A 24,956-nucleotide genomic window follows, 5' to 3' on the forward strand; every position below is an offset into this window, starting at 1 on the left:
GTGGTGGTGGAAGGCCATCTCATGGCTGCCCCGGGAGGGGCACGTCTCCACCGGTGCGGCTGTCGATCGCGGTGCCCAGATTCTTCCAACCCCGGCCAGCGGTGTAAATCAGGTTGGATACTGCTGTGGCATCAGAGCCCACGTAGCGCCCCTTGCTGTCCCATGCCGTGTAGGACATGCGGAATTCGTAGGGCACAGTTCGGCCGTCTTTGTAGACCGGTGTCACCTTGTATCGCACAACATGCTTTGAATCAATGAGGGACCGGACTGTGTCCTCAAAGTTCAGCATGCTGTCCATGGGAGGAATCGGCGACTGGGGCTTGCCTACGTAGGAGTTCGCGTCAGTTCCACAGGTCGCAAGGTTGGCCAGGTCGGTCCCCGATCCGCTCAGCTGGGCGCCGAGGAGATGGCAGGCGTTGACGTCGCGGGGCCTCCCTCCCAAATATCCGACGTAGGACCGGGCCCAGTCATACCCAGGTGGCTTGATTCCGGCACGAGTCTCGGTGGGGGTGCCGGGGTTGGCGGTTACATAGGAGAGGTCGAGGCATGCCTCCACCCCGGTGGCTCGATTCCCGTTCTTGCTGTCGACAGGACTGGGATCGACCCAACCCTTGCCTCCACGCCTGCAGTCCTGCGCCCCGTCGTCACTGCCGCCTGACCCCGGATCCGCGCCGGGGGCGGTCTGGGTGTCCGGAACCTGGTCCGGGGTGAGGACCGTGGCGGCGCCGCCTGTGAGCATCGCGAGGAGGTTAGCGCCGCTGACGACCATGTCGACGGCCTTGGTGGCATCCCAGACGGCCGTGGTCGGGTTCCAGTCCGGCTTGGGGATGTGCTTCGGTGCCGGCGGCGGGTTCTTGCCCGCGTAGGGGTTCTGCGGGATGGGCGGCTTGGGGGGTGCGGTCGGGCGGGTGCGTGTGGTGGTTCCTCCTCCGTTGCGTCCGCCGCCCGAGTAGTTGTGGTTGCCGCGGGGTGGAGTCGGCGACGACGTGGAGCCACCGCCGCCCTTGCACTTGGCCTGCCACGGGATGAGCACGCAGTCGGTGCGTCGCGTCGGCGGATCGGGGGTGTAGCACGAGGCGACGCCCTTGCCGCACCGGTTCCCGTTGCCGCCGCTGTCGTGCCCGGCGGTCCAGGCCTCCCAGAAGACACACCCGGCCATCCCGTAGGGTCCTCCGGCAAGCCGCTTGACCCAGAGGCTCTTGGTGTTCTTCCTCAGGTCGAAGCAATCCCACACCAGGTGGCCCGACGGGTCGATCCCGTTCATCGGGCTCGCGTTGGCGTACGTGTAGCGGTTGGCCTGGACCGAGGGGCTGGGGTCGAGCTGCCATGTGTCGCGGCTGGTGAAGCCGCCGGTGCCGGGCTGGTACCAGCGGGCCGCCATGTTGACCTCGCCCGTGGACGAGTCCGTCCAGCCCGACTGGTAGCCGACCGACGGGGTGGAGCCGTTGCTTGCGGTCACCTTGCCGTACGCGTCATAGGCGCGGGACGAGGTGACCGATGTGCCGTCCGGAGACAGGCTGGCAACCAGGTCCGTGTGGCCGTCGGTGACGGTCAGGCCGGCCGAGCCGGGCGTCCCGGTGGTGGCGCTGGCGAGCAGCGTGCCGCCGGGGGTGCGGCTGTAGGTGGACGTGCCGTCCTTGACCAGGTTGTTTGAGCCGCCGTCGTAGCTGAAGGCGGCGCCGTTGTGGGTCATGACGCGGTCGAGCGAGTCGTACGTGAAGGTGCTCGTGCCGTTGGTGACGGTCCGCTCGAAGGCGTCGGACTTGATCGTGCGGGTGGTACCGCCGTCGGTGACCCCCTGGACGTTTCCGCGCGCGGAGTAGTCGAAGGTCTGGGTGCCCCAGACCGTGACCCGGTTGCGGGAGTCGTAGGTGCCGGTGATGTCTCCCTTCTTGGTGAGGTTTCCGGCCTTGTCCCACTCGTAGCCGGTGGTGGTGCCCCCGCTGGTTTCGGAGGTCATGCGCCCGGCGAGGTCGTAGGCGTACGTCTCCGCGCCCGCCCCGGCCGTGCCCGAGGTGGTCTTCTTGACCAGGCGGTTGTCGAGGTCGTACTCGTAGGCAGTGCCCTGTACCGCGGCACCCGTGCCGGTCTTCTTGACGCTGTCGTCCGCGAGGCGGCCGAGGGAGTCGTAGGTGTACGAGCGCTTCGCGCCGATCGTCCAGGTGCCGCCGACGCCGGGGCGTGCGTACTCGTCGGCGGTCGGGCGTCCGGCCGCGTCGTAGTCGCTGCGCACCTGGGTGCCGGTGAGCGGGTCGGTCGTGGTGTCGAGACGTCCGGCCGTGTCGTAGGTGAAGGCCGTCGCGCCCGCCGCGTCGGTGCGGGAGGTCATCTTGCCGTCTGCGTCGTACGCGTAGGAGGAGGTGCCGCCCGGACCGTCCGTGGAGAGCAGCTGGCCGCGGTCGTTGTAGGTGTAGGTGTTGTTCGCCAGGACTCCGTCGCCGCCGACGCCGGTCAGCCGGCCGGCGAGGTCGTAGGACAGGGAACGGGGGCGGGTGGCCACGGAGGTCCCGGAGCCCGTCTCGGCGGTCATTCGGCCGAGCGCGTCGTACGTCTTCTGGCGCTTGACGTTGCCCGGCAGGAGCTCGGTGACGAGCTGACCGGCCGCGTCGTAGACGTTCGTCCAGGTGCGGACGTCGGGGTTCCAGTGCTGGGTGGTGGCCGGTTCGATCGTCGACTCGGGGAGGCCCCACCTGTTGAACGTGTAGTAGGTGATCTTTCCGCGGCCGTCGGTCAGGCGCGTGCGGTTGCCCGCCGCGTCGTAGCCGAAGGTCGTCGTGATCGAGTCCGTGGCCGTGACCGGTTCGACCTGCTTGGTGAGCTGGCCCAGCGCGTCGTACGTGTACTTGGTGCGCGCACCGCCGGGCGATACCGACGCGGTGACATTGCCGTCGGCGTCGTACTCGGTGGTGGTCGTGCGCAGGCCGGTCGTGCCCGTGCCGTAGTCCGTCACGGACACCGGCTGACCCGCGAGGTCGTACGCGGTGACGGTCTTGCGGCCGGTCGCGTCCTTGCTCTCGGTCTGGCGGCCGAGGCCGTCGTAGACGGCGCTGCTGGTGCCGCCGGCGGGGTCGGTGACCGTCAGGGTCTGGCCGGCCTTGTCGTAGGTCGCGCTCGTGACCCGTCCGCCGGGCGAGGTCGAGGAGACCTGGTTGCCCGCGTCGTCCCAGGTGAATCGGGAGACGAGGTTCTGCAGGGCGGGCTTACGCTCGATCGTGGTGGCGGTGAGCTTGCGGCCCAGTTCGTCGTAGGTGGACTCGGTGCGTGCTCCTGTCGGGTCGGTCGCGGAGAGCGGAAGACCGGTCGGGGTCCAGGTGTAGGTGGAGATTCCGCCGCCGGACAGGGTGGTGGAGGTCCCGTTGAGGTTCGCGGCGCCCGGGGCCGTCAGGCCCTGCGTACCGGCGATCGCCGGGTCGGTCTTGCTGACCAGCTGGCTCAGCTGGTCGTAGCCGTAGTACGTGACGCGGCCCAGCGGGTCGGTCGTGGAGGCCGTGTTGCCGACCTTGTCGTACGTCGTGCGCGAGACGGCGGTGATGGCCGCGGTGGCGCCCGGCGGGGTGTAGTCGGGCAGCGTGAGCGCGACGGTCCGGCCGAGCTTGTCGGTCTCCGTCCTGGTCACCAGACCGCGCGGGTCGCGCGACTCGGTGGTCTCGCCGAAAGTGTTGTAGCCGACGAGGGCCTTGGGGGTGACGGCCGCAGCCGCGCCTCCGTTCTCCTCGGCCTGCACCTGCGGCGCGGTCTGCTCGACCAGGCGGCCCAGCTCGTCGAACCGGCCCGTGCTGGTGATGCCGCGCGGGCTGGTCTGGGTGAGGGGGAGCCCCCGCTGGTCGAAGGTTGCGGAGGAGACCCGGGTGGTGGTGCCGTCGGTGACGGTCTGCTTCGTCGGGTTGCCCGCCGCGTCGTACTCGGTGTTGGACGTGATCTTCTTGCCGGTGCCGTCGATGGACTGGGTCTGCTCGGTGAGCCGGTCCTCCGCGTCGTACGCGAAAGTGGAGACCCGGTTCAGACCGTTGGGGTCGAACACCGAGCGGGTGGTGCGGCCCAGGGCGTCGACCGTGTTCACGGTCGTAGCCCCGCCCCTCGCGGTGGCCGACACGGGGTTGCCCGCGCCGTCGTAGACCGTCGACCCGAGAACGATGTCCTTCTTGGAGCCGTTGGCCTGGGTGACCTGCTTCGCCGTCGTCGAGGCCGTCAGGCCGTCGTCGTAGTAGGTGAAGGCGGTCGTGGCGCCCATCGCGTCCGTGGTCGAGGCCAGGCGGCCCGCCGGGTCGTAGGCCTTCGACTCCAGGACCAGGTCGCGGGTCTGGCCGGAGGGGTCGCCGGTCCAGTTCTTCAGGACGGTTTCGGCGACCTGGCCGCGCTTGGTGTAAGTGGTCGTGACGACGTTGCCCGCGGGGTCCGTCGCACTGATCACTCGGCCCAGGGCATCGTGGGCGTACGTCGACTCGTTTCCGGCCGCGTCCGTCACGCTGTCGTTGAGACCGCGGATGTTGTAGCGGTAGGTGGTGGTGCGGGTGGCGTCGCCGCCGGTGGTGTCCTCCGTGGATTCGGTGAGTAGGTGGCCGTCCGCGTCGTAGGTGCGGCTGATGCGGGCGGTGTGGGTGACGCCGGTGATCTCGTTCTTCACGCCCGGGCCGGTCTCTGCAGTGACGCGGGACATGGCGTTGTAGGCGTACGTCGTGGTGACGCCGGCGGGGTTGGCGTCGGAGACCTGGGTCTCGGTCAGCTTCCGGCCGATGCCGTCGTAGGTGTACGTCGTGACCGCGCCGGAGGGCGCCGTCGTCCTGGCCAGGTCGCCGCTCTCGAAGTATGCGTACGAGACGGTGGCGCCGCCGGTGGACTTCTTCGTGGCGACCAGACCCTTCGGCGTCACTCCGCCACCGACCGCGGGCTCGGTGCCCGTGGTGTAGGTGGTCCTCGCCGTACGGCCGTCGACCGAGGTGACCGTGTCGGTCAGGCCGAGGTCCGTGTAGGAGGTCGTCGTCCGGTAGCGGGTGTCTGCCGGCCCCGAGGAGCGGCCGTCGAGGATCGCGGTCTGCTTGCCGTTGCGCAGGTCCAGCTTGTCCGCCGGGTTGTAGTAGTACTCCGCGAAGGAGGTCCAGCAGGAGTTCGCGTCCCGGCAGGTCGTGGTCGAGACGGTGTTGCCGCGCTCGTCGTGACCGGTGATGGTCGCGTGACCGTTGGGGTCGGTGACCGTGTGCAGGAAGCCGCCGGTGTCGTACGCGTACGTGGTGACACCGCCGTCCGCGTTCGTCGAGGCGGTACGACGCTGGCCGCGGACCGCGTCGAAGGTGCTGGACGTCTTCGCGCCCGTCGGGTCGGTGACCGTCACCGTCGCCGACAGCGAGGAACCCGAGGCCTGGGCGCGGGCGCCGTAGTGGCGCGCGACCTGGTCACCGGTCAGGGCGCGCGGGTAGACCGCGACCTCGTCGATCTGGCCGGTGAAGTACTGCACGCCGTCGCCCGGGGACGCAGGCCACCACCTGGTGTAGCCGGCGCCGATGTACGTGCGCTGGTTGGTCTCGTGGGTGACCGGCACGGTGGTGGTCTGGGCGACCTGGGCGCCGTCGAGGTACAGCGTGTGGGTGGACCCCTGCGCCGTCACCACGGCGTGGTGCCACTCGTTGTCCGTGACCGTGTTCGGCGAGGTGTTGGTCGCTTCGGTACCTCGGGTGAAGTACTGGCCGTGGAGCTTGTTGTCCGAGCCGACGTACAGGACCGGCGCGTAGCTGTAGGCGTCCGGGAGCGGCTTCTCCTGGTCGCTGAAGAGCACGCCGGGCTTGGTGGTCTTGAACCACAGCTCGGTCGACAGGTCGGTGCTCGCCTGATGGCCGCCGGGCAGCTCGGCCCACCCGTCGCCCTTGAACTCGGCGGCGGTACCGTCGCCTGTGCCGAACGCGCCGGAGTTGCCCAGCGTCGCTTTGGTGTAGGTGCCGTTGGCGCCTGCGGCGGCGACCTTGTTGACGACGGTCGTGCCGCCGGTCTCGTCCAGCTGCCAGTAGCCGGCAGGGGCGTCCGCCATCACGACGCCCTCGTACTGGTCGCCGTTGCCGGACACCAGGCGGTTGCGGGCCTTGAAGTGGTCTGCGACGGTCGCCGCGTCCAGCTCCTTCGTGTAGAAGGCGGCCTCGTCGAGCTGGCCGTTGAAGTAGCGGGTCGCACGGGCCTGGCCGTCCCACTCCTCGCTGGAGTAGCCGGCGCCCAGGTAGGCGTGGACCAGGGTCTCCGGCTTGACCACGCCGGCCTTGGAGCCGATCTTGACGCCGTCGAGGTACAACGACTGACCGGCGGGACCGCCGGTGATGACGGCGTGGTGCCACTTGTTGTCGGTGACCTTGGCGCCACCCATGACCGGCCAGCCCGCGGAGGGGCCGTCCCACAGGTGGCCGCGCAGCTTGCCCTCGCCGTCGACGAGGAGGCTGGCGTTCCACATCGTCGGGGTGGTGCCCAGCTCGGTGTTCTGCAGACCCAGCAGCACACCGCTGGGCTTGTCCGTGCGGAACCACAGCTCCGCGGAGAATGCGGTGGCTTCGCTGATCGACTCGGACGGTACTTCGATGACGCCCTTGGTCCCGTCGAGGGTGACCGCGCCGTCGTCGCCGTCGAGGAACGCCCCGACGCCGCCGAGCGCGACACCGTCCCGGTAAGAGCCGTTGCCGCCGCCGGATATCTCGTCCGCCGCCGAGGCACCGCCGCTGTCACCGAGGCGCCAGTAGTTGACCGGGCCCGATGCCCGGACGGCGTCGCTGTAGGCCTGCGAGCCGGCGGCGTAGCGGGGCTCGGATATCTGCCAGAGGCCACCGCTCTCGTCGGTGACCTTCGTCGCGCGGCCGGTGTCGCCGTCGTACTCGACCTGGGCGCTCACCCGGCCCGACGGCAGGGTGGAACCGGTCAGCTTCGACGATCCCGCACGAGCCTCGAAACGGGCCTTGACCGCCCCGGCGTCGAGGGCGCGGTGGTAGACCGCGACCTCGTCCATGGCACCGGTGAAGCGGCGTACCCCCGCGGGGCCGCCGTCCCAGCTCGGGTTGGAGTAGCCGGCACCCAGGTAGGTGTAGGTCTTGCCGAAGTGGTCGACCACTCCGGGGATGGCGCCCAGGCGCGCGCCGTCGAGGTAGAGGACCTGCTCGGTGCCCGTGGCGGTCAGGACGGCGTGGTGCCACGCGTTGTCGGTGACCGTGCCGGGCGAGGTGACGGGGGTGGTCCCCATGCCCTTGAGCTCGAAGCCGCCGTGCAGCTTGCCCGCCTGGTTGATGCCCAGGACCGGGTTCCAGCGGATGGGCTGGCCTTCCGACAGTCGCTTGTCCTGGAAGCCGACGAGCGTCCCCGCCCGGTCCGTCTTGAACCACAGCTCGACCGAGAGGACGGTCGAGGCGGACAGGGAGGTCCCCGGCAGCTCGATGGAGGAGTTGGTGCCGTCGAAGGAGGCCGCCTTGTTGCCGGTCGCGCCCAGCGCGCCCGCGGCCCCGAGGGTGACGTCGCGGTAGTGGCCGGCGTTCATGCCCGTGCGGGAGACCGCCTCGCTGGCCGCGGACTCGCCCTCGGCCTCGTTCAGCCGCCAGTACCCGACCGGGCCCGCGTCCTGCACCAGGCCCCGGTAGTACGAGCCGGCCGTGTACGCGTAGGTGGAACACGCGGTGGCGGAGTCCGGCGGGCAGACCTTCACCAGGCGGTCGCCGTCGTAGGTGTATGACCAGGTGAGCGCCGGAGCGATCGGGCCGACCGCGTCGGTGGACACCGACGCGACGTGCGCGCCCGACCAGGTGAAGGTCAGCGCCCGCTTCGACAGCGCGTCCGTGGCCTTCGTCAGCTTCCCAGCCGTGTAGGTGAGCGTCTGCTCGCGCCCGTGGCCGTCCCTGACGTTCGTCAGGCGGCCCGTCGCGTCGAAGGTGTGAACCGTGGCCGCCGCGTCGCGCAGCGTCCAGCCGCCGCCGGCAACCTCCGAGAGGACATCCACGGAACCGGCCGGCGCGCTGTAGGTGCCATCGGCGTTGCGGCCGAACCGGACCTGGCTGCCGCTGTCGAGGGTGACGACGACGCTGCCGTCGGGCTCGGCGACCGCCCGCATGTCCCAGCGGGTGGCCCAGCCGGCGCCGAAGGCGTTCGTCTGGCGCGGGTCCTGCGAGTTGTACGTCCGCGTGACCGCGAGCTCGGGGCCCGCGCTCGGTACGGCTGCGTCGGTGGCGGCGGTGGCGTAGTTACCGGCCCGCTCGCCGAAGGTGCGGCCGCTGTCGGCGCCGCCGAGGTGAGAAGTGATGACGGGTTGCGGTACCTGGGTGGTCAGGATCGACGGTGCGGTGCGCGAGGACTGGTCCTTGCCGTCGTTCGCGTAGGCATACCAGGCGTACGTCTTCGCCCACTTCAGCCAGTCCGACGGAACGGTCCAGCTCTCTGACGCGGCGTGCGTGTTGCCCCGGCAGTTCTTGCGGAGGTCCTTGCCCTCGACCTCGCAGACCTCAAACTGGTAGGTCAGCGCGCCAGGGGACTTGTCCTGGTCGGTGGCCGTGGCCCAGAGCGTCGGGGTGAGGGTGTCGACGACGGTGCCGCTCGGCGGAGCTGCGCCGGTGATGTACGGCGGGGCGTTGACTGCGTCGAAACGCACGGTCGGGCCCGGCACTCCGTCGTCGACGAAGCTGCGGACGCCGTACTCGTCCATGGTCCACTGGAGCGTGTACGTGCCGGGTGCCAGCGGGGCGATGTGCGCGTCGACGGTGGCGGAGCCTCCGGGCCCGACGTCGTAGGGCATGTCCGTCCACCGGATCTTGCTCCAGTAGTCACCGCCCACCTTGTTGCCGTTGGCGTCGAACAGGTCGTAGCGCAGCTTGAAGTTGCTGTTCTTGCCCCAGGTCTGCTGGCCCTGGTTGGTGACGGTGACCTTGAAGATGCCGTCGGCAGTGGCCGTCGGGGGCTGGACGAAGCCGCCCAGCTCGTACGCGGCCCCGTACTTCGACCAGGTGACGTCGAGGCTGGGCTTGCCGTTCGGGTAGTTGTCGGAGCCGAACTTCTTCCAGGTCCTGGAGTCGTCCGTGGCCGCCTTCACGGCCAGGCCGTAGTTGGCCTTGCGGCCGTGCGTCCAGTCGTCGACCAGCTTGCGGCCGGCGTCGCCGAGCGGGATCGACTCCCACGTGGCGGCGCCGCAGTGCCAGGGGGAGTTGCCGTCCTGGCGCCAGGCGTGCGCGAAGGACTTGGAGCCCAGCGCGCCGCCGGTCGCGGGGCCGGGGTAGCTGTTGGTGCTGCCCTCGGACCAGTTCGAGGTGATCTCGTGGACCGTCACCGGGCGTGCGGTGCAGGAGTAGGAGTAGGTGTTGTAGAGGCTCAGGTTCGCGTTGATGACGAACGCGTTCCTGAGGGTGGTGTCCAGGCCGTTGAACTTCAGGAACGAGGCCGCCTTGTGGGCACCGCCGTCGTACGTTCCGACCTTGAGCTCGGTGGAGCTGGAGAAGTTCTGGGTGTACGGCGACTCGACGTACGTGCCGGACGCCGCCTCCAGACCGTTCACCGAGGGGTCGACCTTCACGGGGAAGACCCGCTCGGGGGCCGACAGCCACTTCTGGTCCAGCTTGACGACCAGGATCTGGCGGGCGCCCTGCCGCGCGAGACCGTAGGTGACGCCGGAGGAGATGACGCCCTCGTCGGAGTTCGGCGCCTTCTTCGAGTCCTCCATCCAGCCGGCCGGCATCCAGCCCTGCTTACGGCCCGCCGCGTCGTTGAAGACGACGCCGCCGAGGCCGTCGAGCTTGGCCGTCAGGCCCTTGAGGGCCAGCGGGAAGCGCCATTCGGTCGGCGCTTTCTTGTCCTTGAGGATCAGCGTCTCCTTGACGGAGTCGCTTCCTGCGATCAGTTCCACGTCCGTCGAAGGACGGACGTCCGGGTAGGTGATCACGTTGCCGTTGACACGGCCCTGCGAGCGGGCCGCGCCCTCGATCGAGTAGCCGACCGCGGTGCTGTCGTCGATGCCGGTACCCAGGCGGACAAACGTTTCCGCATCGGCGAACTCGGAGAAATAGATCTTGTCCTCGGTCGACTTGGCCTGCCAGCCGGATCCCGGGGTCTCCTCCGTCAGCGCCAGTGGCGACGACTTCGCCAGCCGGGTGTCGATCGCCTTCCACTTGCCGTCGTCACCGAGGAAGTTGACCCGCTCGTTGTAGTAGCGGGTCGTGAAGGTGCCGTCCGGGTTGGCGAACGTCCGCGCATCGGCGGCCCGCTTGCCGGGCACTTCCGCACTGGCCTTGGGGTCGAACCCCTTGGGCAAGGCCCGGCGCGGCGACGGGACCTTGCGGTAGGACGGCACCTGCGTCTTAGGCGCCTTGCCCAGCTTCAGCCGGGTGGTGCCGGAGTCCGGCGCGAGTTCGCCGCGCCCCTTCAGGGCGCCGGTGCGGCCGCCGGACGCGTTCGCGTCGGTGGCGTCGCCGGAGGCGGCGTGGCCGCGCCCGCGGGCCGACCCCCAGCCCTGTTCGGGTAGTTCGCCGGCGCTCGGGCCGGATCTGGAAGCAGACCACAGGCCGACGGCCTGCGCTGCTTGTTCCGTGCCCGCGAGCACGGTCATGGTGATCGCCATGGATATGACGAGTGTTCGGGTGATACGCACCGCTGTGGCCCCCACAGAATTGATCAGAGGAGCAGTCCTATCCGGGCTCACAGGAAATGCACAAACTCCGCCCGAGACCTGACGAACTGGATCCCAGGCCGGGAGTGCGACCAAAAGGCTCATGTCGTGATGGATTCATCGAACTCACCGCCGACGACGGCCGGACCCGTGACGAAGGTCACCCCGACCCTGCGGGGTCGACAGGTTTGCCGTGGCCGTGCGCGTGCCGCCCACGAGCTCACCGGGCTGTTCGCCGAGCTCAGGTCAACCGTTCAGGGGCGGATGACATCGCCCCGTAGGTGGAGTCCGGTCTCGTAGCCAGCTGCCCCCGAGCACGCCTGGCGAGGTGGACGTTCTCCGCCGGATGGGGGCGAGAGACGCTGGTGATCTCGTTGAGCCCGAGCAGGTGGCTGAGATCGGCGGAGCACGGCTGTGGAAGAGGGCCGCTGGAGACATGCCGTCCGCATTCATGCGACGGGTCCAATAGGGCGACGACGGCGGATCCCGCCGCTGGTGCCATACCGCAGAAACTCCTGTCGCGGCCCGCTGGTGGGAGAAGCGCAGGCTCAGGCGTGGGTGAAGCTGCGCTGCCAGGCCGTGTCGAGCTCGGCCAACCCGGGCTCCGGTGGCGTGCCCCGCGCGGCGGCGGGCCGCCGGCGGGCGCGCCACCCGGGGCGTGCCGCGGAGCCGTCTCCTGCCGCCGCCCCAAAGTTTGGGGCAGCGCCCCTTCAGCTGCGCGGCGGCCGCGCTCACGGCCTCCACATCGGCATTTGGCTGTTCATGGCCGGATTCGGGGCCCAGCAGGGTGCTGTGATGAGGCCCCGACAGCGGGCCAGGCTTCTGCTAGCCCCGCCGGGCAGTCACTCACCGTACTCAAGGAGGTGCTTGCTATGGGCTGACCTCCGCGCCACACAGCCCGCCGCAGGAGCTCCTCCTGGGGGGAATCTGGGGAGTATCGACGGCTCTGGGGAGCGCGTGGGGAGAATCGACCGCGCAACGCAGCACAACCCTGAAAGACGCTGAAAGGCTCATCCGCCCACGTCAGGGGCGCGCGCCGCCGCATCGATGCAGGTCAGCGCCACCAGGTAGACAACTTCATGACGTACGTACCGAGATCGTCGGCCTCGACGATCCCGGGAAGCGAGCCGCCCTCGCGCAAGGGCGTGACGTAGCGGGTCGCGATCACTTCTGAAAGCATTTCCCCAGGCTATCGGGCACCGAGCTGCGGAGTTCGGACGTCCCCGTCCCAGCGCATCAGGTTCTGGAACAGCTCGCCCTGTTCGATCGCGTCGTCCAGGGCGTTGTGCGTGTGGGGGCGCGAGGACAGGAGATGGCCTGGCATCGACCGCTTCGTCGCGTCCTTGAGCGGCACAGCGGCCTTGGCGGCGTAGAGCGTCTTGAGGTCCATGCAGCGGGAATGGCCGAAGGGGGACCCGCCGTCGGCGAACTGCATGAAGTACCAGTACATCCACATCCAGTCGTAGCCGAGCGGATAGGCGACGAACACCGGAGCGGCGTCCAATTCCTCGGACACGCCCACGAGCCAGGCGGCCGCGGCGTTCATGGCCCGCGCAGGGTCCTGGCCCTCCCGCTCCAGCCGGCCGCGGTCCAGGCCGCCGACCGCCAGGGCCTCCGGGTCGTAGGTGTCGCTGATCGGCTTGAGCTCGGCGTAGAACGTCCGCTCGGCGGGATCACAGGCCTTGAACACTGCACCGTCGTGGACCCCCGCGACCGCGAGCCCGAAGCTCGACATCGAGAACGGCCCGGGCACCGGACCGTCGGCCTCCACGTCGGCCGACACGTAGAACTCAGCTTTCGCCATTGTCTGTCCTTGTCTCCGCGTTCCGCGGCTACGACGGGCGCTGGGCGGTGATCGTCAGCCCTGCGCGCAGCTACGTCCACGATGTTCCGGCGTACCTCTGCCGCTTCCTCGGCCGGCACAGGATCACGCTCGTACGGGAGGGACATCAGCCAGTCATCATTCGCGTCATGCTAAAGGATCAACTGCACCTTGCGGTCAGGACAGGACCGGAGGTTGCGGCTGTCCGACCGACGGACGCCGTACGCACCCTACGAACCACTCGCGCCGTACGAACCGTTCGCGGCCGGCTGCGGCTCGATGCGGGCCGCCGGGTTCGCCGCCTGACGAGGTGACGCCCGAAGTGGAGAGGCAGGTCACCGCGCTCGTGCGGCAGGCCGTCGGCTCAGCTCTTCCCTGCACCCGCACGGATGAGCGCCCTCCTTTCCCCGGCTCCGCCTGCGTCGCCGGACCGGCCGGGCGTCGGACAGTGGGCGGACCATGCGTCAACCACTCCGAGCAGGGAGCCAGATGGGCAGCCCCCCGGTCATCCGACGTCTCAGGACTCTTGCCGTCGTGGCGCTGGCCACGGCGACCGTGCTGGCGCTTCCGGGCACGACCGCCTCGGCCGCGCGGAACGCCGCCCCACCCCACACCGTCGCCCCACCTCGCACCCATGTCCCCACGACCCCACCCCACACCGTGACCCATACCACCGCCCCCGCCTTCGACCCCGCGCCCGCCAGGGCGAGTCTGCAGCGGCTGCTGCCCTCCCGGGCCTCGCAGTTCACCCTGGTCCCGGTCGCGGCGACCGCCTCCGGCGACCACTTCTCCGTCTCCGGCGGACCGGGCGCGATCCGGGTGCGGGGCACCTCCCCCGCCACCCTGCTCACTGGCGTCGGCTGGTACCTGGAGCATGTCGCCGGTGTCGACATCGGCTGGCCGGGCGACAGCATCGGCCGGCTGCCCGCCAGGCTCCCCGCCGTCGACGGCGAGGTCACGCGCGCGGCGAGCGTGCCCCATCGCTACGCGCTGAACGACACCGACGAGGGCTACTCCGGCCCGTACCGCGACTTCGCCTCCTACCAGCGCGACATCGATCTGCTGGCCCTCCACGGGGTGAACGAGGTCTTCGTCCCGACGGGCGCCGAGTACACGTACTACCGCGCGCTCCAGGACTTCGGCTACAGCGAAGCCGAGTTGCGCTCGTGGATCCCCGCCCCGGCCCATCAAGGCTGGTGGCTGCTGCAGAACCTCTCGGGGTTCGCCGGTCCGGTCTCCCGGCAGCTGGTCGAAGCACGCGCCGCGCTCGGCCGGCGGATCGCGGACCGGCTGCGCTCGCTGGGCATGACGCCCGTCCTGCCGGGCTTCTTCGGCACGGTCCCGCCGGGCTTCGCCGACCGCAACCCGGGCGCCATCACGATCCCGCAGGGCACATGGATCGGGTTCGACCGCCCCGACTGGCTGGATCCGACGGGTCCGGTCTTCGACCGGCTCGCCGCCACCTACTACCAGGTCCAGCAGCGGAAGTTCGGCGACACCGACATGGTCAAGATGGACCTGCTGCACGAGGGCGGCACCCCGGGCTCCGTGGACGTCCCCAGCGCGGCGGGCGCCGTCCAACGGGCCCTGGAGACCGCGCGCCCCGGTGCCACCTGGGTGATGCTCGGCTGGCAGCGCAACCCGTCCCCGGCCGTCCTGAGCGGCGTGGACCGCAGCCGGGTCCTCATCGTCGACGGGCTCTCGGACCGGTACGACAACCTGGACCGGGAGACACAGTGGGGCGGGACACCGTACGCCTTCGGCACGATCCCCAACTTCGGCGGCCACACCGGTGTCGGGGCCAACACCGGCGCGTGGGTCGACCGTTTCCACGCATGGCTGGCGAAGCCCGACAGCGCGCTGCGCGGCATCGCGTATCTGCCGGAGGCGACCGGGGCCAGCCCCGCGGCCTTCGACCTGTTCACCGAACTCGCCTGGCAGCCGGGCCCGGTCGACCGGGCGGCATGGTTCTCGGCCTACGCCTCCCGCCGCTACGGCGGTGAGGATCCGCACGCGGCCGCCGCGTGGGAGCAGTTGCGCCTCGGCCCCTACAGCATGGCGTCCAGCGGCTGGAGCGAGCCGCAGGACAGTCTGTTCACCGCGCGGCCGAGCCTGACGGCGGTGCGCGCCGCGCGCTGGAGCCCGACGGCGATGCGCTACGACGCGACGAGGGTGGAGAACGCGCTCACGGAGCTGCTCCAGGTGGCTCCGGAACTGCGGACCACGGACGCGTACCGCTTCGATCTGGTCGACGTGGCACGCCAGGCGCTCACCAACCGCAGCCGCGTGCTCCTCCCCCGGATCAGGACGGCGTACGAGGCGCGGGATCTGACGGCCTTCCGGGCGCTGGTCGACGAGTGGAACGCCGACGCGGGGCTGCTCGGCCGGCTCGTCGGCTCCGATCCCCGTTTCCTGGTCGGGCGGTGGATCGCCGCCGCGCGGTCCTGGGGAGCGGACGCCGCGGAGCGCGACCGGCTGGAGTACGACGCCCGCTCGATCCTGACGACCTGGGGCGACCGGGTGCAGAGCGAGCGGGGTCTGCGCGACTACGCCAACCGTGAGTGGTCCGGGCTGATCCAGGATCTCTACGCCCCGAGGTGGGCCGCGTACTTCGCGCATCTCGACGATGCCCTGGTGAACGGTACGGCTCCGGCCGCCGTCGACTGGTTCGCGGTGGACGACGCCTGGGCGCGCGGTCACGCCTCGTACCCCACCCGTCCGGCGGGCGACCCGGTGGCGCTGGCGGGTGAGGTCCTGGAGGCCCTGCGATCGGGTTCGTAGCTCGTTGAACCTTTCGGCGCTCCCGTTCGTACTCCCTCCTACCAACGTGATCGCGTCGATGTGATCGGAACGCAAGGGGAGTGCGATGAGTGGAGTAGCGCGTCGGACGGTCGTCTCGGCGGCGGGTGGCATGGGTCTGGTGGCCGCGCTCACCGCCTGCGGCGCCTCGGACGGCGGGTCGTCGGGTGGCGGTTCGGGTGACGCCCCGAAGGAGGCGGGGACACCGCTGGCGAAGACCGCGGACATCCCGGTGGGCGGTGGCAAGGTCATCGACGGTCAGGGAGTGGTGATCACCCAGCCGAAGGCCGGCGAGTTCAAGGCCTTCTCGTCGAAGTGCACCCACCAGGGCTGCGCCGTCAGCGGTGTCGCCGACGGGGTCATCACCTGCCCGTGCCACCAGAGCCTGTTCGACGCCTCGGACGGCAGCGTGAAGGGCGGACCCGCCACCGCCTCGCTGCCGCCGACGCCGATCAAGGTGGACGGGGACTCGATCACGCTCGCGTGACGCGCCTCGGGCTCTTCCAGCAGCGCAGCACCTCCTGGGTGGTGGCGACGGTGGAGACGAGCGCGAGCGTGTGACGGATCATCGCGGGGGTGTAGTCGGCCGGCACCCCCGCGATGGCGTCGCCGGGCACGACCACGGTGTATCCGAGGTTGACGGCGTCGAAGACGGCGTTGGGGATCGCCACGTTGGCCGAGACGCCGGTGACGACGAGGGTGCGGCAGCCGAGGTTGCGCAGCAGCGGGTCGACGTCGGTGCCGGCGAGGGGCGAGAGCCCGTGCAGCCGTCGGACGACGATGTCCTGGTCGGCGACCTCGATGGGTTCGGCGATCCGTACCGCCGTGCTGCCGCTGTGCTGCTGGACGGGGAGCCGGGCGGCGGCCCGGAAGAGCCGGGCGTTGCTGTTGGCTCCGCGCCCGTCGGGCCTGCGCTCGGCGACGGCGTGCATCACCTGTACATCGGCCTCGTGGGCTGCCGCGACGAGCCGGGCGACGTTGGTCAGCGCGCCCGACGACCGGGCGGCGGTGGCGAGTTCGGGCAGGGCACTGTTGCCACCCACGACGCCCTGCTGGCACTCGACGGTGAGCAGCACCGTGCCGGACGGTTCGAGCTGCTCCTGGAGCTGGGCCCACTGTGTCGCGCTGGTCATGGTCTCCCCTGTCCCGCATCGCCGTACTCCGGGCGGGCGAGGCTAGCCACCCTTGCCCCAGGAGGGAAGAGCCCCCATGATTTCTGACACTGCATCAGACTTCTGGAAAGGGGCGGTCGATGGCCGTCGCACAGCGCCGTGGACGCCGGATCATGATGACCCCGGCCGAGCTGGACACCTTCCTGACCGAGCAGCGCACCTGCCGGGTCGCGACCGTCTCCGCGGACGGCCGTCCCCATGTCGGCGCGCTCTGGTTCGTCTGGGACGGGACCTCGCTCTGGCTCTACTCCCTCACCCGGAGCCGCCGTTGGGCGGAGCTGCGCGGCGATCCGCGCATCGCGGTGGTCGTCGACGACGGTGAGGAGTACGGCGAGCTGCGCGGCGCGGAGCTGTCGGGCACCGCGGTCTTCGTCGGCGAGGCACCGCGCACCGGAGAGCCGTGCCCCGAACTCGACGTACCCGAACGGCTCTTCGCCGCCAAGAACTTCGGCATGGACGCAATGCCGCACGACGGCCGGCACGCCTGGCTGAGGCTGAACCCGGACGCCGTCGTGTCCTGGGACTTCCGCAAGATCTAGGCTCTCGACCGCGCGACCGGCCCCCGGCGCCTGCCCGTCAGCTGCTCAACGGTGCCCCGACGCTCCGCAGCGCCTCGACCGCCGCCCTGATGGACGGCCGCCGGTCGGCGTCGCTGCGCCAGGTCGCGTAGATGTGCCGCTTCACCTTCTGCCGTACGGGCACCAGCACCACCCCGTCCGGCGTGGGACCGCGGCCGAGGCGCGGGGTGACGCACACCCCGAGCCCGGCGGCGATCAGCGCGAGCTGGGTGTGGTGCTCCGCTGCGAGATGGGCGATGCGCGGCTCCATGCCCTGCGACCGCAGGGTGAACATCAGCCAGTCGTGGCAGAACTCGCCCTCGGGCCAGGAGACCCAGTCCTCGTCGCCGAAGTCGACGAGATCCGCCTCGTCCCGTGCGGCCAGCGGATGACCGGCGTGTACGGCGACATCGGCCGCGTCGTCGAGGAGGTGGGCCCGCTCGAGCCCGCCCGGCACCGGGGCCTTCTTGTTGCTCCAGTCCAGGACGATCGCGAGGTCGGCATCGCCGCGCAACACCTCGCGGATGCCCTGTTCCGGCTCCAGCTCGGTGGTCCTCACCCGGAGGTCGGGGTGGGCGGCGCGCAGCGCGGCGAGGGCGCCGGGCAGGAGCCCGCGCGCCGCCGTCGGGAAGGCCGCGATCCGTACCTCGCCGACGACCTGGCCGCGCTGAGCCTCGATGTCCGACTGGGCGAGCTCCACCTGCGACAGGATGCGTGCCGCGTGCTGGGCGAGCAGCAGACCGGCGTCGGTGAGGCGTACTCCCCGGCCGTTCTTGGCGAGCAGCTGCTGGCCGATCTCCCGCTCCAGCTTGGACAGCTGCTGGGACACGGCCGACGTGGTGACGTGCAGGCCGTCGGCCGCGCCGCTCACCGATCCGTGCCGCGCGACGGCGTCCAGGGTCCGGAGGCGCTCCAGGTTCAACATGTAAGCGATACTAAGCGAAGGGCTTCATTTAATCTCGCTTGTTCTAAGACATGGGAGCGGTCACTCTGGGGGCATGAGCTCCGCGACCTCCCCCGCCGCCCGCCGCCCACGTCTGGTCGACTGGCGGATCCGCTTCGGCGTCCTGGCCCTGATCTGGGGCTTCAGCTTTCTCTTCATCAAGGTCGGCACGGAGGGGTTCGCGCCGTTCCAGGTGACCTTCGGCCGGCTGCTGTTCGGTACGGCGGTGCTGGCCGTCGCCATGCTGGTGAAGCGCGAGCGACTGCCGCGCGGCGGGCGTACCTGGCTCCATCTGACGGTGGCCGCGTTCCTGCTGAACGCGCTGCCGTTCTCCCTCTTCTCGTACGCCGAGCTGACCATCCCCTCGACGCTGGCGGGCATCTGCAACGCCACGACACCCCTGTGGGGCATGGTCCTCTCCCTGGTCGCGCTCTCCGAGGACCGGCCGACGCGGGTGCGAGCGGCGGGCCTGGGCATCGGCTTCGTCGGGGTCCTGACCGTGCTCGGAGCCTGGCAGGGCTTCTCGGGGCTCGACGTCACCGGTACCGCGCTGGCTCTGCTGGCCTCGTTCAGCTATGCGGTCGGCTGGATCTACGTGCGGCGCACGCTGGCCGGCAACGGAGCGTCGAACCTCTCGCTCGCCGGCACCCAGGTCGGCATCGCGACGCTGCAACTGGCGGTCGTGACGCCGATGTTCACCTCGCTCCCGTCGTCGATCGAGGTCGTTCCGCTGCTCGCCGTGATCGCGTTGGGCGCGCTGGGCACGGGGTACGCGATGCTGTTGCAGTACGGAGTCGTGGCCGAGGTCGGCCCGACGACGGCGGCGATGGTCACGTACTTCATCCCGGTGATCGCCACGGCGGCGGGCGTCGCCGTCCTGGACGAACACCTCGGCTGGAACACCCCGGTCGGCGCCGTCATCGTCCTCGCGGGCGCGGCCCTGACCCAGCGCCGTGGCCCGTCGAGAAAGTCGCAGGGCACGATCCGAGCGACGGCGACGCCGACCGCTGCACCGACCGCGCCGCCCACCACATCACCGACGGCGTCCCGAGCCGCAGCTCACGCCGTCACCCCGGCCGTCACCCCCGCCGACACTCCGGCCGGCTCTCCGGCCACGCCCCCGGCCCTCTCGACGGATCACCACCCGGCCGCACGCCCGTAGCACACGTCGGAGCGCGACCACCCCACCCCGCGCTCCGCACTCCGGCGCTGGACCACGCCTCCGCCAGGCGGACCCTCAGCCGTAACTCCGCGCCGGCGCCGGGCCCGACGCGATCGCCAGCGCGTCGGCCAGAGGCTCGATGTCCCGCGATGTCAGGCCGGAGACGGTGACGCGGACGGCCGGGCCGGCCGTCATCCGGAAGCGGGCTCCGGGGGCGACGGCCCAGCCCGCGCCCAGCAGCCGGGTCACCGCGCCCGTCTCGTCGGAGACCGGCACCCACACGTTCATCCCGCTCCGCCCGTGCGCCTCCACACCACGCCGCTCCAAGGCCCGTACGAGCCCGTCGCGCCGCTCCGCGTACGCCCGAGCGACCGCCACCGGGTCCACGGCGCCCGTCGCCCACAGGTGCGCGACCGAGTGCTGGAGGAGTCTGCTGACCCAGCCGGGCCCGAGCCGCTGACGCCCGAGGACCCGGTCGACGGTCTCGGCGTCGCCGGTCAGCGACGCGATCCGCAGATCGGGGCCGTACGCCTTGGCGACCGAGCGTACGAAGGCCCAGTGGCGGGTCACCCCGGCCAGCGGGGACAGCGGCAGGTCGACGATGCCGTGCCCGTGGTCGTCCTCGATGAGCAGCACGTCCGGGTGGGCGGCCAGGACGTGGCGCAGGGCGGCGGCACGGTCCGCGCCGACGGCCGCACCGGTCGGGTTCTGGGCGCGGTCGGTGATGATCACCGCTCGCACGCCGTCCCGCAGCGCCCCCGCCACCGCCGCGGGCAGCGGCCCCTCGTCGTCGACGGTGATCGGCACGGGCCGCAGTCCGAGCGCGGGCACGAGGTCGAGCAGGCTGCCCCACCCGGGGTCCTCGACGGCGACCGCGTCACCGGCCCTGAGGTGGACCGCGAGCACGCGCTCGATCGCGTCGAGCGACCCCGAGGTGACGGCGATCGGCCCGTCGGGGACCCCGTCCGCGTCCAGCGCGGCGCGGGCGAGCCGCGCGAACTCCTCGTCGACGGGAGCCTCCCCGTACATCCCGGGCCGCTCGGCCGCCCGCCGCCCCGCCTCGGCGAGCGCAGCGCCGAGCGCGGGCAGCAGGTCCGGGTCTGGGTTGCCCTTGCTGACGTCCCGCACTCCGGCCGGAGCCTCGACCCGGATCGAGCCGCGGGCCGTCGTGGCGGGCCTCGGCCGCACCCGGCTGCCGCGCCGGCCGTCCGTCTCGATGACCCCACGCTCCCGCAGGGTCCGGTAGGCGGCCGCGACCGTGTTCGGGTTCACCCCGAGCGTGAGCGCCAACTCCCGCATGGGAGGCAGCAGTTGCCCGGGCTCCAGGGCACCCGTACCGACCCCGCGTTCGACGCTGGCGGCAATCTCCGATGCACGGCGGCCTTCGATCCGATACTCTCCTAGCACAAAAGAAATTATGCACTAGTGCAATGGAGAGCGCAATGACGGATTCCTACGAGCCGACCGAGCGGACCATCCCCACCCGCTCCCGCCACCGCGCCTCGTACGACCGCGCGTTGGTGCACTCGATACTCGACGAGGCGTACGTCTGCCACCTCGGTTTCGTCCGCGACGGCGCCCCGGTCGTGCTGCCGACCCTCTACGGCCGGATCGGCGACCGGCTCTACGTCCACGGCTCCACGGGCTCGCGCCCCCTGCGGATGGCGGGAGGCCCGGGCGCCGAGGCCCCGGGACTGCCGGTCTGCCTCACCGTGACGCATGTCGACGGCCTGGTCCTGGCCAAGTCGGCGTTCCACCACTCGATCAACTACCGCTCGGTCGTGGTCCACGGCGCCGCCCACCAGGTCACCGACCCCGAGGAGCTGCGCACCGCCCTCGACGCCCTCGTCGACCACGTGGTCCCCGGCCGCGCGGACGACTCCCGCCCGGCCAACGCCAAGGAGCTGGCCGCGACCGCCGTCCTCCGCCTCGACCTCGACGAGGTCTCCGCCAAGGTCCGCACGGGCGGTCCGAACGACGAGCCGGAGGACGCGACCCTCCCCCACTGGTCCGGTGTGATCCCCGTACGCAGGGCGTACGACACCCCGGTCCCGGCCGAGGATCTCGATCCTTCCGTCGCCCTGCCCGCCTACCTCACCGCCGTCTGAGGGCCGTGCCGTGCTGATCCATCCCTGGGACGCCGCCCACGACTCCGGCGAGTGGCGTGACTGGCTGACCCGCCACGACTTCGGCCAGCTCGCCGTCAACGGACTGCCCGGCGAGCCGCCGTGGGTCCAGCCGATGCACTTCCGGTACGACTCCGAGCCCGGCCCGCACGGGCAGGTGATCGCCCATCTCGCCCGCCCCAACCCCCTGTGGCCCGCGCTGGAGGCGAACCCGACGGTCCTGCTGAGCGTGGTCGACGACTACGCCTTCGTGCCCGGCCCGTGGGCGGCCCCGGAGGGCGCCCCGCCGGAGCAGGGGACCCCCACCTCCTTCTACGCCGCCGTCCAGCTGCGCTGCACGGCGCAGGTGATCGACGACCCGGCGGAGAAGGCCCGGCTCCTGAACCGCCAGGTCGCCCACTTCCAGCCGGAGGGCGGCACCGCCCCGGTCACGGCCGGCGAGGTCCCGTTCGGCCGCCTTCTGCCGGGCCTGCGGGTGCTGCGCCTCGACGTGACCGAGGTCCGGGCGAAGTTCAAGTACGCGAACCACAAGCCGGAGCCGGTCCAGGACCGGATCGTCGAGGGACTGACGGCCCGCGCGAACCGAGGGGACGCCGAGGCGGCGGCCCACCAAGTGCGCCGCCGCGCATAGGGGGTGGGGGCGGCCCGGGCTAGGCCGCCGCCTCCTCGCGTCGGACGGCGGCGTCCCGGGCCTCCGCGAAGGCGAGCCCGGTCACCGCGGTGAGCAGCAGCAGCGTGCCCGCCACCGTCGCCGGGGTCAGCTCCTCCCCCAGCACCGCGACCGCGATGACCGCCGCGCTCACCGGCTCGAGCAGCATGATCACGGAGACGGTCGCCGCGCGCACCACCGCCGCCCCGGCGAAGTAGAGCGCGTAGGCGAGCGCCGTCGGCACCGCCGCCACGTACACCAGCAGTCCGAGCACCTCCACGGGCTGCCCGGTGTGCGGGAGCAGTCCTTCCGCCGCGGCCATGGGCAGCAGCCCGACCGCGCCGATCGCGAAGGCCCAGGTGGTCGTCGAGAGGGCGTCCGAGCCGCCGCCGTCCCGCCCGAGCCACCGGGTGAGCAGGGTGATCGCCGCGTACCCGGCCGCCGAGAGGACCGCGAGAGCCACTCCGAGCGGCCTCACCTCACCGCTGTCGCCGCCGAGCACGAGCACGGCCAGTCCGGCGAGCGCCCCGCCGACGGCTGCGACGCCGCCGCCACCGAGGCGTTCGCCCATGGTGAGCCGCGCCCCGAGCGCGATCATGACGGGGCCCGCGCCGAGGGTGACGACGGTGCCGACCGCGAGGCCGGTGGCCTCGACGGCGGCAAAGTAGGCGCTCTGGAAGACGGTCAGCCCGATCCCCGTACCGAGGATGCGGATCAGTCGGCGCCGGCGCGGTTCCGCCGGCGCGGCGGTGGTCCTGCGCGGCCGGGGGCGCAGGGCCAGCGCCCCCAGCAGCAGCACCAGGCCGCCGACGCAGCGCCAGAAGGAGAGCGCCAGCGGGCCCATGTCGCTGACCCGGAAGATCAGCGAGGCCGCGGCACCGGCGGTGCCCCAGGCGATTCCGGCGACGATCAGGTAGAGGAGGCTCCGCCCGACGGCAGGCATGGCTGCCGCGGACGCGGAGGAGGAATTCGACACGTGCTTCTCCGTGTGAAGACGGGGTGGTGTGGTCGCTCGACTCCGCGCGCGGGCAGCGACGAACCGCTCGGGGACTGCCCGAGCCCGGTCTTCGTCAGGGAGAGTGCCGCCCGCGCCTAGGCGGCGGGAGGCGGAAGGACGGTCGAATGCATGATCGGCACCCTACGGGGCCGTGCGCCCGGCCGACAACTCGGCCTCGCGGGCGCCCTGCTCGGACCCGGCCACGGGCTCGACCGAGGCCGCCTTCGGCGTCGACGACTGGGCGATGAACGCGCCGACGAGGACCACCGCGCCGCCGATGATCTGCGGCGCCGCCAGATGTTCGCCGAGCAGCACCCAGGCCAGGACGGTCGCGATCACGGCCTCCAGGCAGGCGACGACACCGGCCACCTGCGGCGAGAGCCGGCGCACCGAGATGACACCGGTGACGTAGGCGAGGACGGTGGCGATGAGCACGATCCAGCCGATGAGCAGCCAGGCGGGCGCGTCGGTGCCGTTCATGTCGGCGCTGCCGGCGAGGACCGACCAGTCCATGCCCCACGGCCGCGCGACGACGGTGAGGACGAGCGCGCCGAAGAGCAGGCCGTACGCGATGACGCCCAGGGGGTCGGCCGGGTCGGACTCGTCGCCGCCCTGGTCGGAGAGGACGAAGTAGCCGACCTGGCAGCAGGCCGCGCCGAGCGCGAGCAGGAGCCCCAGCAGGTCGAAGGTGAGCCCGGACCAGACGTGGACGACGCAGGCGAGACCGCCGACGGCGAGGACGACGCCGAGCGCGGCGGCGCGGGTGACGGGCCGGCGCTGGACGAAGCGCACCCAGCCCAGGACGAGGGCGGGGGCGAGGTACTCGATGAGCAGCGCGACGCCGACCGGGATGCGGGAGATCGAGGCGAAGTAGAAGGCCTGGACACCGGCGACGGCGAGGAGACCGAAGCCGGCGAGGAGGGCGGGCTTGCGCCGCAGGAGATCGCGGTGGCGCCAGGCCACCGGAAGCATGACGAGGGCGGCCCCCGCCACCCGGAGCCACACCACATGGAGCGGGTCGAGTCCCGCCTCGATGAGCGGCTTCGCCGCCACACCTGAACCGCCGAATGCGAAGGCCGAGGCCAGGGCGAGTCCCAGGCCGGCGCTTCTCCCCTGAGACGCGTGCATCCGGCCATCATGACAGGGCGACGTCAGGAGCGTCACCCCTGTCACACCTGTTGAGACAGCTTCCCGATCCGGTCGGTCAGGGAGAGCGGATCGACGCCCGCCCGGCGGAGCACCTCGACGGCCCGGCTCTCCTGATCGGAGGCGATGACGGCGAGGAGATCGAGGCCACGGGCCCGCTGGTCCCCGCGGAGTTCGGCCCGCTCCCACGCGCCGTCCATCGCGGCGGCCGCCGCGGGCGACCAGCCGGCCGCCGCGGCTTCCGTGTCCCGTACGACGTTCAGGGCGCCGGAGTCCTCGACGGAGCCCCGCCAGCGCAGGCCGTAGCCGATGGAACGCTGGACGAGATAGCCGAGCACGCGCGCGAGCTGCGGCGGGCCGCCCTCGAAGGCGGCGCCCACCTCGGGGTCGGACTCGATGAGGGAGTGCAGCAGATGGGCGGTGTCGATCTGCCGGTCCCCGTCGCGCAGGGCTCGGCGGCGCGCGCTCGCCACGACCGTCGCCAGTTCGGCGGTGAATCGGCCGAGGTGGATCTCCGGGCGGCGGGCTGGGGGCTGCTGAGGCACGCGTGGGACAGGGTTTTGCACCCTCCCACCTCATCAGCCTCCGGCGGCCGGAGCATCCCCGGCGAGAAGCATGTGCGCATCCCACCGAGGTTGGGCACAGGCGAGCGGTATCTCCTCCTTCAGGAGGAGATTGCGCCCCATCACGCCCGGGGGGCGCGCGCCGCCTTGCATTGCGCCCCCAACGCAACCACGGCGCTCCTTCCTTTCGTCTCCTGGACATGTTCTGGATGGTCGCCCTGCTCGCACTGGACGGGCGGCAGTACGTCTATCGCGTGTACGCACCGCGGGATGCGCTGCCGGCCGATCTCTTCTGGGCCGCGTTCCACTGCCACGACGAGGGCGGCGGACCGCGCGCCTCCGACTGGTTCGACGCGGCGCAGATCTGGTGGATCGGCGACGTCGAAGAACTGACGGTTCATCAGTATTGAATGTTCG

At 71.2% G+C, this 24,956-nt stretch carries 15 protein-coding genes and 1 pseudogene; 7 read left to right on the forward strand and 9 right to left on the reverse strand.

Features of this window, described 5'->3' with window-relative positions; translation table 11 throughout:
- Nucleotides 1–19 precede the first annotated feature (19 nt).
- The 3 genes and pseudogenes from ACZ3OF_RS15370 to ACZ3OF_RS15380 form a co-directional block, all read right to left on the reverse strand.
- Nucleotides 20–10,555, reverse strand: a complete 10,536-nt coding sequence (locus ACZ3OF_RS15370) for a LamG-like jellyroll fold domain-containing protein (RefSeq protein WP_467304933.1) — start codon at nt 10,553–10,555, stop codon at nt 20–22.
- 1,117 nt (nt 10,556–11,672) lie between these two features.
- Nucleotides 11,673–11,783: pseudogene (locus ACZ3OF_RS15375) on the reverse strand (HipA family kinase); the annotation flags it as partial.
- A gap of 9 nt (nt 11,784–11,792) precedes the next feature.
- Nucleotides 11,793–12,407 (reverse strand): exonuclease, encoded by a 615-nt coding sequence (locus ACZ3OF_RS15380; RefSeq protein WP_467304934.1) that lies wholly within the window; start codon nt 12,405–12,407, stop codon nt 11,793–11,795.
- 507 nt (nt 12,408–12,914) lie between these two features.
- Here ACZ3OF_RS15380 and ACZ3OF_RS15385 point away from each other — a divergent pair.
- Nucleotides 12,915–15,206, forward strand: coding sequence for an alpha-N-acetylglucosaminidase (locus tag ACZ3OF_RS15385; RefSeq protein ID WP_467304936.1), 2,292 nt, complete (start codon nt 12,915–12,917; stop codon nt 15,204–15,206).
- An 85-nt stretch (nt 15,207–15,291) separates the two neighbouring features.
- Complete coding sequence (locus ACZ3OF_RS15390; protein WP_361678050.1) at nt 15,292–15,711, forward strand: Rieske (2Fe-2S) protein; 420 nt, start codon at nt 15,292–15,294, stop codon at nt 15,709–15,711.
- Here ACZ3OF_RS15390 and ACZ3OF_RS15395 read toward each other — a convergent pair.
- Entirely contained in the window at nt 15,698–16,357 is a 660-nt protein-coding gene (locus tag ACZ3OF_RS15395) for a cysteine hydrolase family protein (protein ID WP_361678047.1), read from the reverse strand. The genes ACZ3OF_RS15390 and ACZ3OF_RS15395 overlap by 14 nt on opposite strands.
- Before the next feature lie 119 nt (nt 16,358–16,476).
- Between ACZ3OF_RS15395 and ACZ3OF_RS15400 the strand changes: the two genes are divergently transcribed.
- Nucleotides 16,477–16,935 carry a pyridoxamine 5'-phosphate oxidase family protein gene (locus tag ACZ3OF_RS15400; protein ID WP_467304939.1) on the forward strand — a complete coding sequence of 153 codons (459 nt, stop codon included), beginning with the start codon at nt 16,477–16,479 and terminating at the stop codon, nt 16,933–16,935.
- Between the two features lie 37 nt (nt 16,936–16,972).
- Here ACZ3OF_RS15400 and ACZ3OF_RS15405 read toward each other — a convergent pair whose 3' ends face one another.
- A complete protein-coding gene (locus tag ACZ3OF_RS15405; protein ID WP_361678041.1) occupies nt 16,973–17,878 on the reverse strand; it encodes a LysR family transcriptional regulator in 906 nt (301 codons plus the stop codon).
- A gap of 73 nt (nt 17,879–17,951) precedes the next feature.
- On the opposite strand from ACZ3OF_RS15405, the gene ACZ3OF_RS15410 reads away from it, so the two are divergent.
- Nucleotides 17,952–19,058: a DMT family transporter gene (locus ACZ3OF_RS15410; protein WP_467304942.1), complete on the forward strand. Its 1,107-nt coding sequence runs from the start codon at nt 17,952–17,954 to the stop codon at nt 19,056–19,058.
- A gap of 75 nt (nt 19,059–19,133) precedes the next feature.
- Here the strand turns inward: ACZ3OF_RS15410 and ACZ3OF_RS15415 are convergent, their stop codons facing one another.
- Nucleotides 19,134–20,465 carry an aminotransferase class I/II-fold pyridoxal phosphate-dependent enzyme gene (locus tag ACZ3OF_RS15415; RefSeq protein WP_467304944.1) on the reverse strand — a complete coding sequence of 444 codons (1,332 nt, stop codon included), beginning with the start codon at nt 20,463–20,465 and terminating at the stop codon, nt 19,134–19,136.
- A gap of 35 nt (nt 20,466–20,500) precedes the next feature.
- Here ACZ3OF_RS15415 and ACZ3OF_RS15420 point away from each other — a divergent pair, with 35 nt between their 5' ends.
- Nucleotides 20,501–21,166 carry a pyridoxamine 5'-phosphate oxidase family protein gene (locus tag ACZ3OF_RS15420; protein ID WP_361678032.1) on the forward strand — a complete coding sequence of 222 codons (666 nt, stop codon included), beginning with the start codon at nt 20,501–20,503 and terminating at the stop codon, nt 21,164–21,166.
- A 10-nt stretch (nt 21,167–21,176) separates the two neighbouring features.
- Nucleotides 21,177–21,815, forward strand: coding sequence for an FMN-binding negative transcriptional regulator (locus ACZ3OF_RS15425; protein WP_361678029.1), 639 nt, complete (start codon nt 21,177–21,179; stop codon nt 21,813–21,815).
- A 19-nt stretch (nt 21,816–21,834) separates the two neighbouring features.
- Here ACZ3OF_RS15425 and ACZ3OF_RS15430 read toward each other — a convergent pair whose 3' ends face one another.
- From ACZ3OF_RS15430 to ACZ3OF_RS15440, 3 genes are all read right to left on the reverse strand, one after another.
- Complete coding sequence (locus ACZ3OF_RS15430) at nt 21,835–22,776, reverse strand: DMT family transporter (RefSeq protein WP_361678297.1); 942 nt, start codon at nt 22,774–22,776, stop codon at nt 21,835–21,837.
- A gap of 195 nt (nt 22,777–22,971) precedes the next feature.
- On the reverse strand, nt 22,972–23,958 hold the full coding sequence (locus ACZ3OF_RS15435; protein ID WP_467304947.1) for an EamA family transporter: 987 nt from the start codon (nt 23,956–23,958) through the stop codon (nt 22,972–22,974).
- Between the two features lie 41 nt (nt 23,959–23,999).
- On the reverse strand, nt 24,000–24,542 hold the full coding sequence (locus tag ACZ3OF_RS15440) for a peptidase (protein WP_467304949.1): 543 nt from the start codon (nt 24,540–24,542) through the stop codon (nt 24,000–24,002).
- Between the two features lie 197 nt (nt 24,543–24,739).
- Here ACZ3OF_RS15440 and ACZ3OF_RS15445 point away from each other — a divergent pair, with 197 nt between their 5' ends.
- Nucleotides 24,740–24,949, forward strand: a complete 210-nt coding sequence (locus tag ACZ3OF_RS15445; RefSeq protein WP_361678020.1) for a hypothetical protein — start codon at nt 24,740–24,742, stop codon at nt 24,947–24,949.
- The last annotated feature ends 7 nt before the right edge of the window (nt 24,950–24,956 follow it).

Source organism: Streptomyces sp. NPDC022552 (assembly GCF_055561875.1).

Excerpts from the sequence above, each read along its gene's own strand:
- ACZ3OF_RS15370 (WP_467304933.1), bottom strand. The coding sequence starts at position 10,555 with ATGGCGATCACCATGACCGTGCTCGCGGGCACGGAACAAGCAGCGCAG.
- ACZ3OF_RS15380 (WP_467304934.1), bottom strand. The coding sequence starts at position 12,407 with ATGGCGAAAGCTGAGTTCTACGTGTCGGCCGACGTGGAGGCCGACGGT.
- ACZ3OF_RS15385 (WP_467304936.1), top strand. The coding sequence starts at position 12,915 with ATGGGCAGCCCCCCGGTCATCCGACGTCTCAGGACTCTTGCCGTCGTG.
- ACZ3OF_RS15390 (WP_361678050.1), top strand. The coding sequence starts at position 15,292 with ATGAGTGGAGTAGCGCGTCGGACGGTCGTCTCGGCGGCGGGTGGCATG.
- ACZ3OF_RS15395 (WP_361678047.1), bottom strand. The coding sequence starts at position 16,357 with ATGACCAGCGCGACACAGTGGGCCCAGCTCCAGGAGCAGCTCGAACCG.
- ACZ3OF_RS15400 (WP_467304939.1), top strand. The coding sequence starts at position 16,477 with ATGGCCGTCGCACAGCGCCGTGGACGCCGGATCATGATGACCCCGGCC.
- ACZ3OF_RS15405 (WP_361678041.1), bottom strand. The coding sequence starts at position 17,878 with ATGTTGAACCTGGAGCGCCTCCGGACCCTGGACGCCGTCGCGCGGCAC.
- ACZ3OF_RS15410 (WP_467304942.1), top strand. The coding sequence starts at position 17,952 with ATGAGCTCCGCGACCTCCCCCGCCGCCCGCCGCCCACGTCTGGTCGAC.
- ACZ3OF_RS15420 (WP_361678032.1), top strand. The coding sequence starts at position 20,501 with ATGACGGATTCCTACGAGCCGACCGAGCGGACCATCCCCACCCGCTCC.
- ACZ3OF_RS15430 (WP_361678297.1), bottom strand. The coding sequence starts at position 22,776 with ATGCCTGCCGTCGGGCGGAGCCTCCTCTACCTGATCGTCGCCGGAATC.
- ACZ3OF_RS15435 (WP_467304947.1), bottom strand. The coding sequence starts at position 23,958 with ATGCACGCGTCTCAGGGGAGAAGCGCCGGCCTGGGACTCGCCCTGGCC.
- ACZ3OF_RS15445 (WP_361678020.1), top strand. The coding sequence starts at position 24,740 with ATGTTCTGGATGGTCGCCCTGCTCGCACTGGACGGGCGGCAGTACGTC.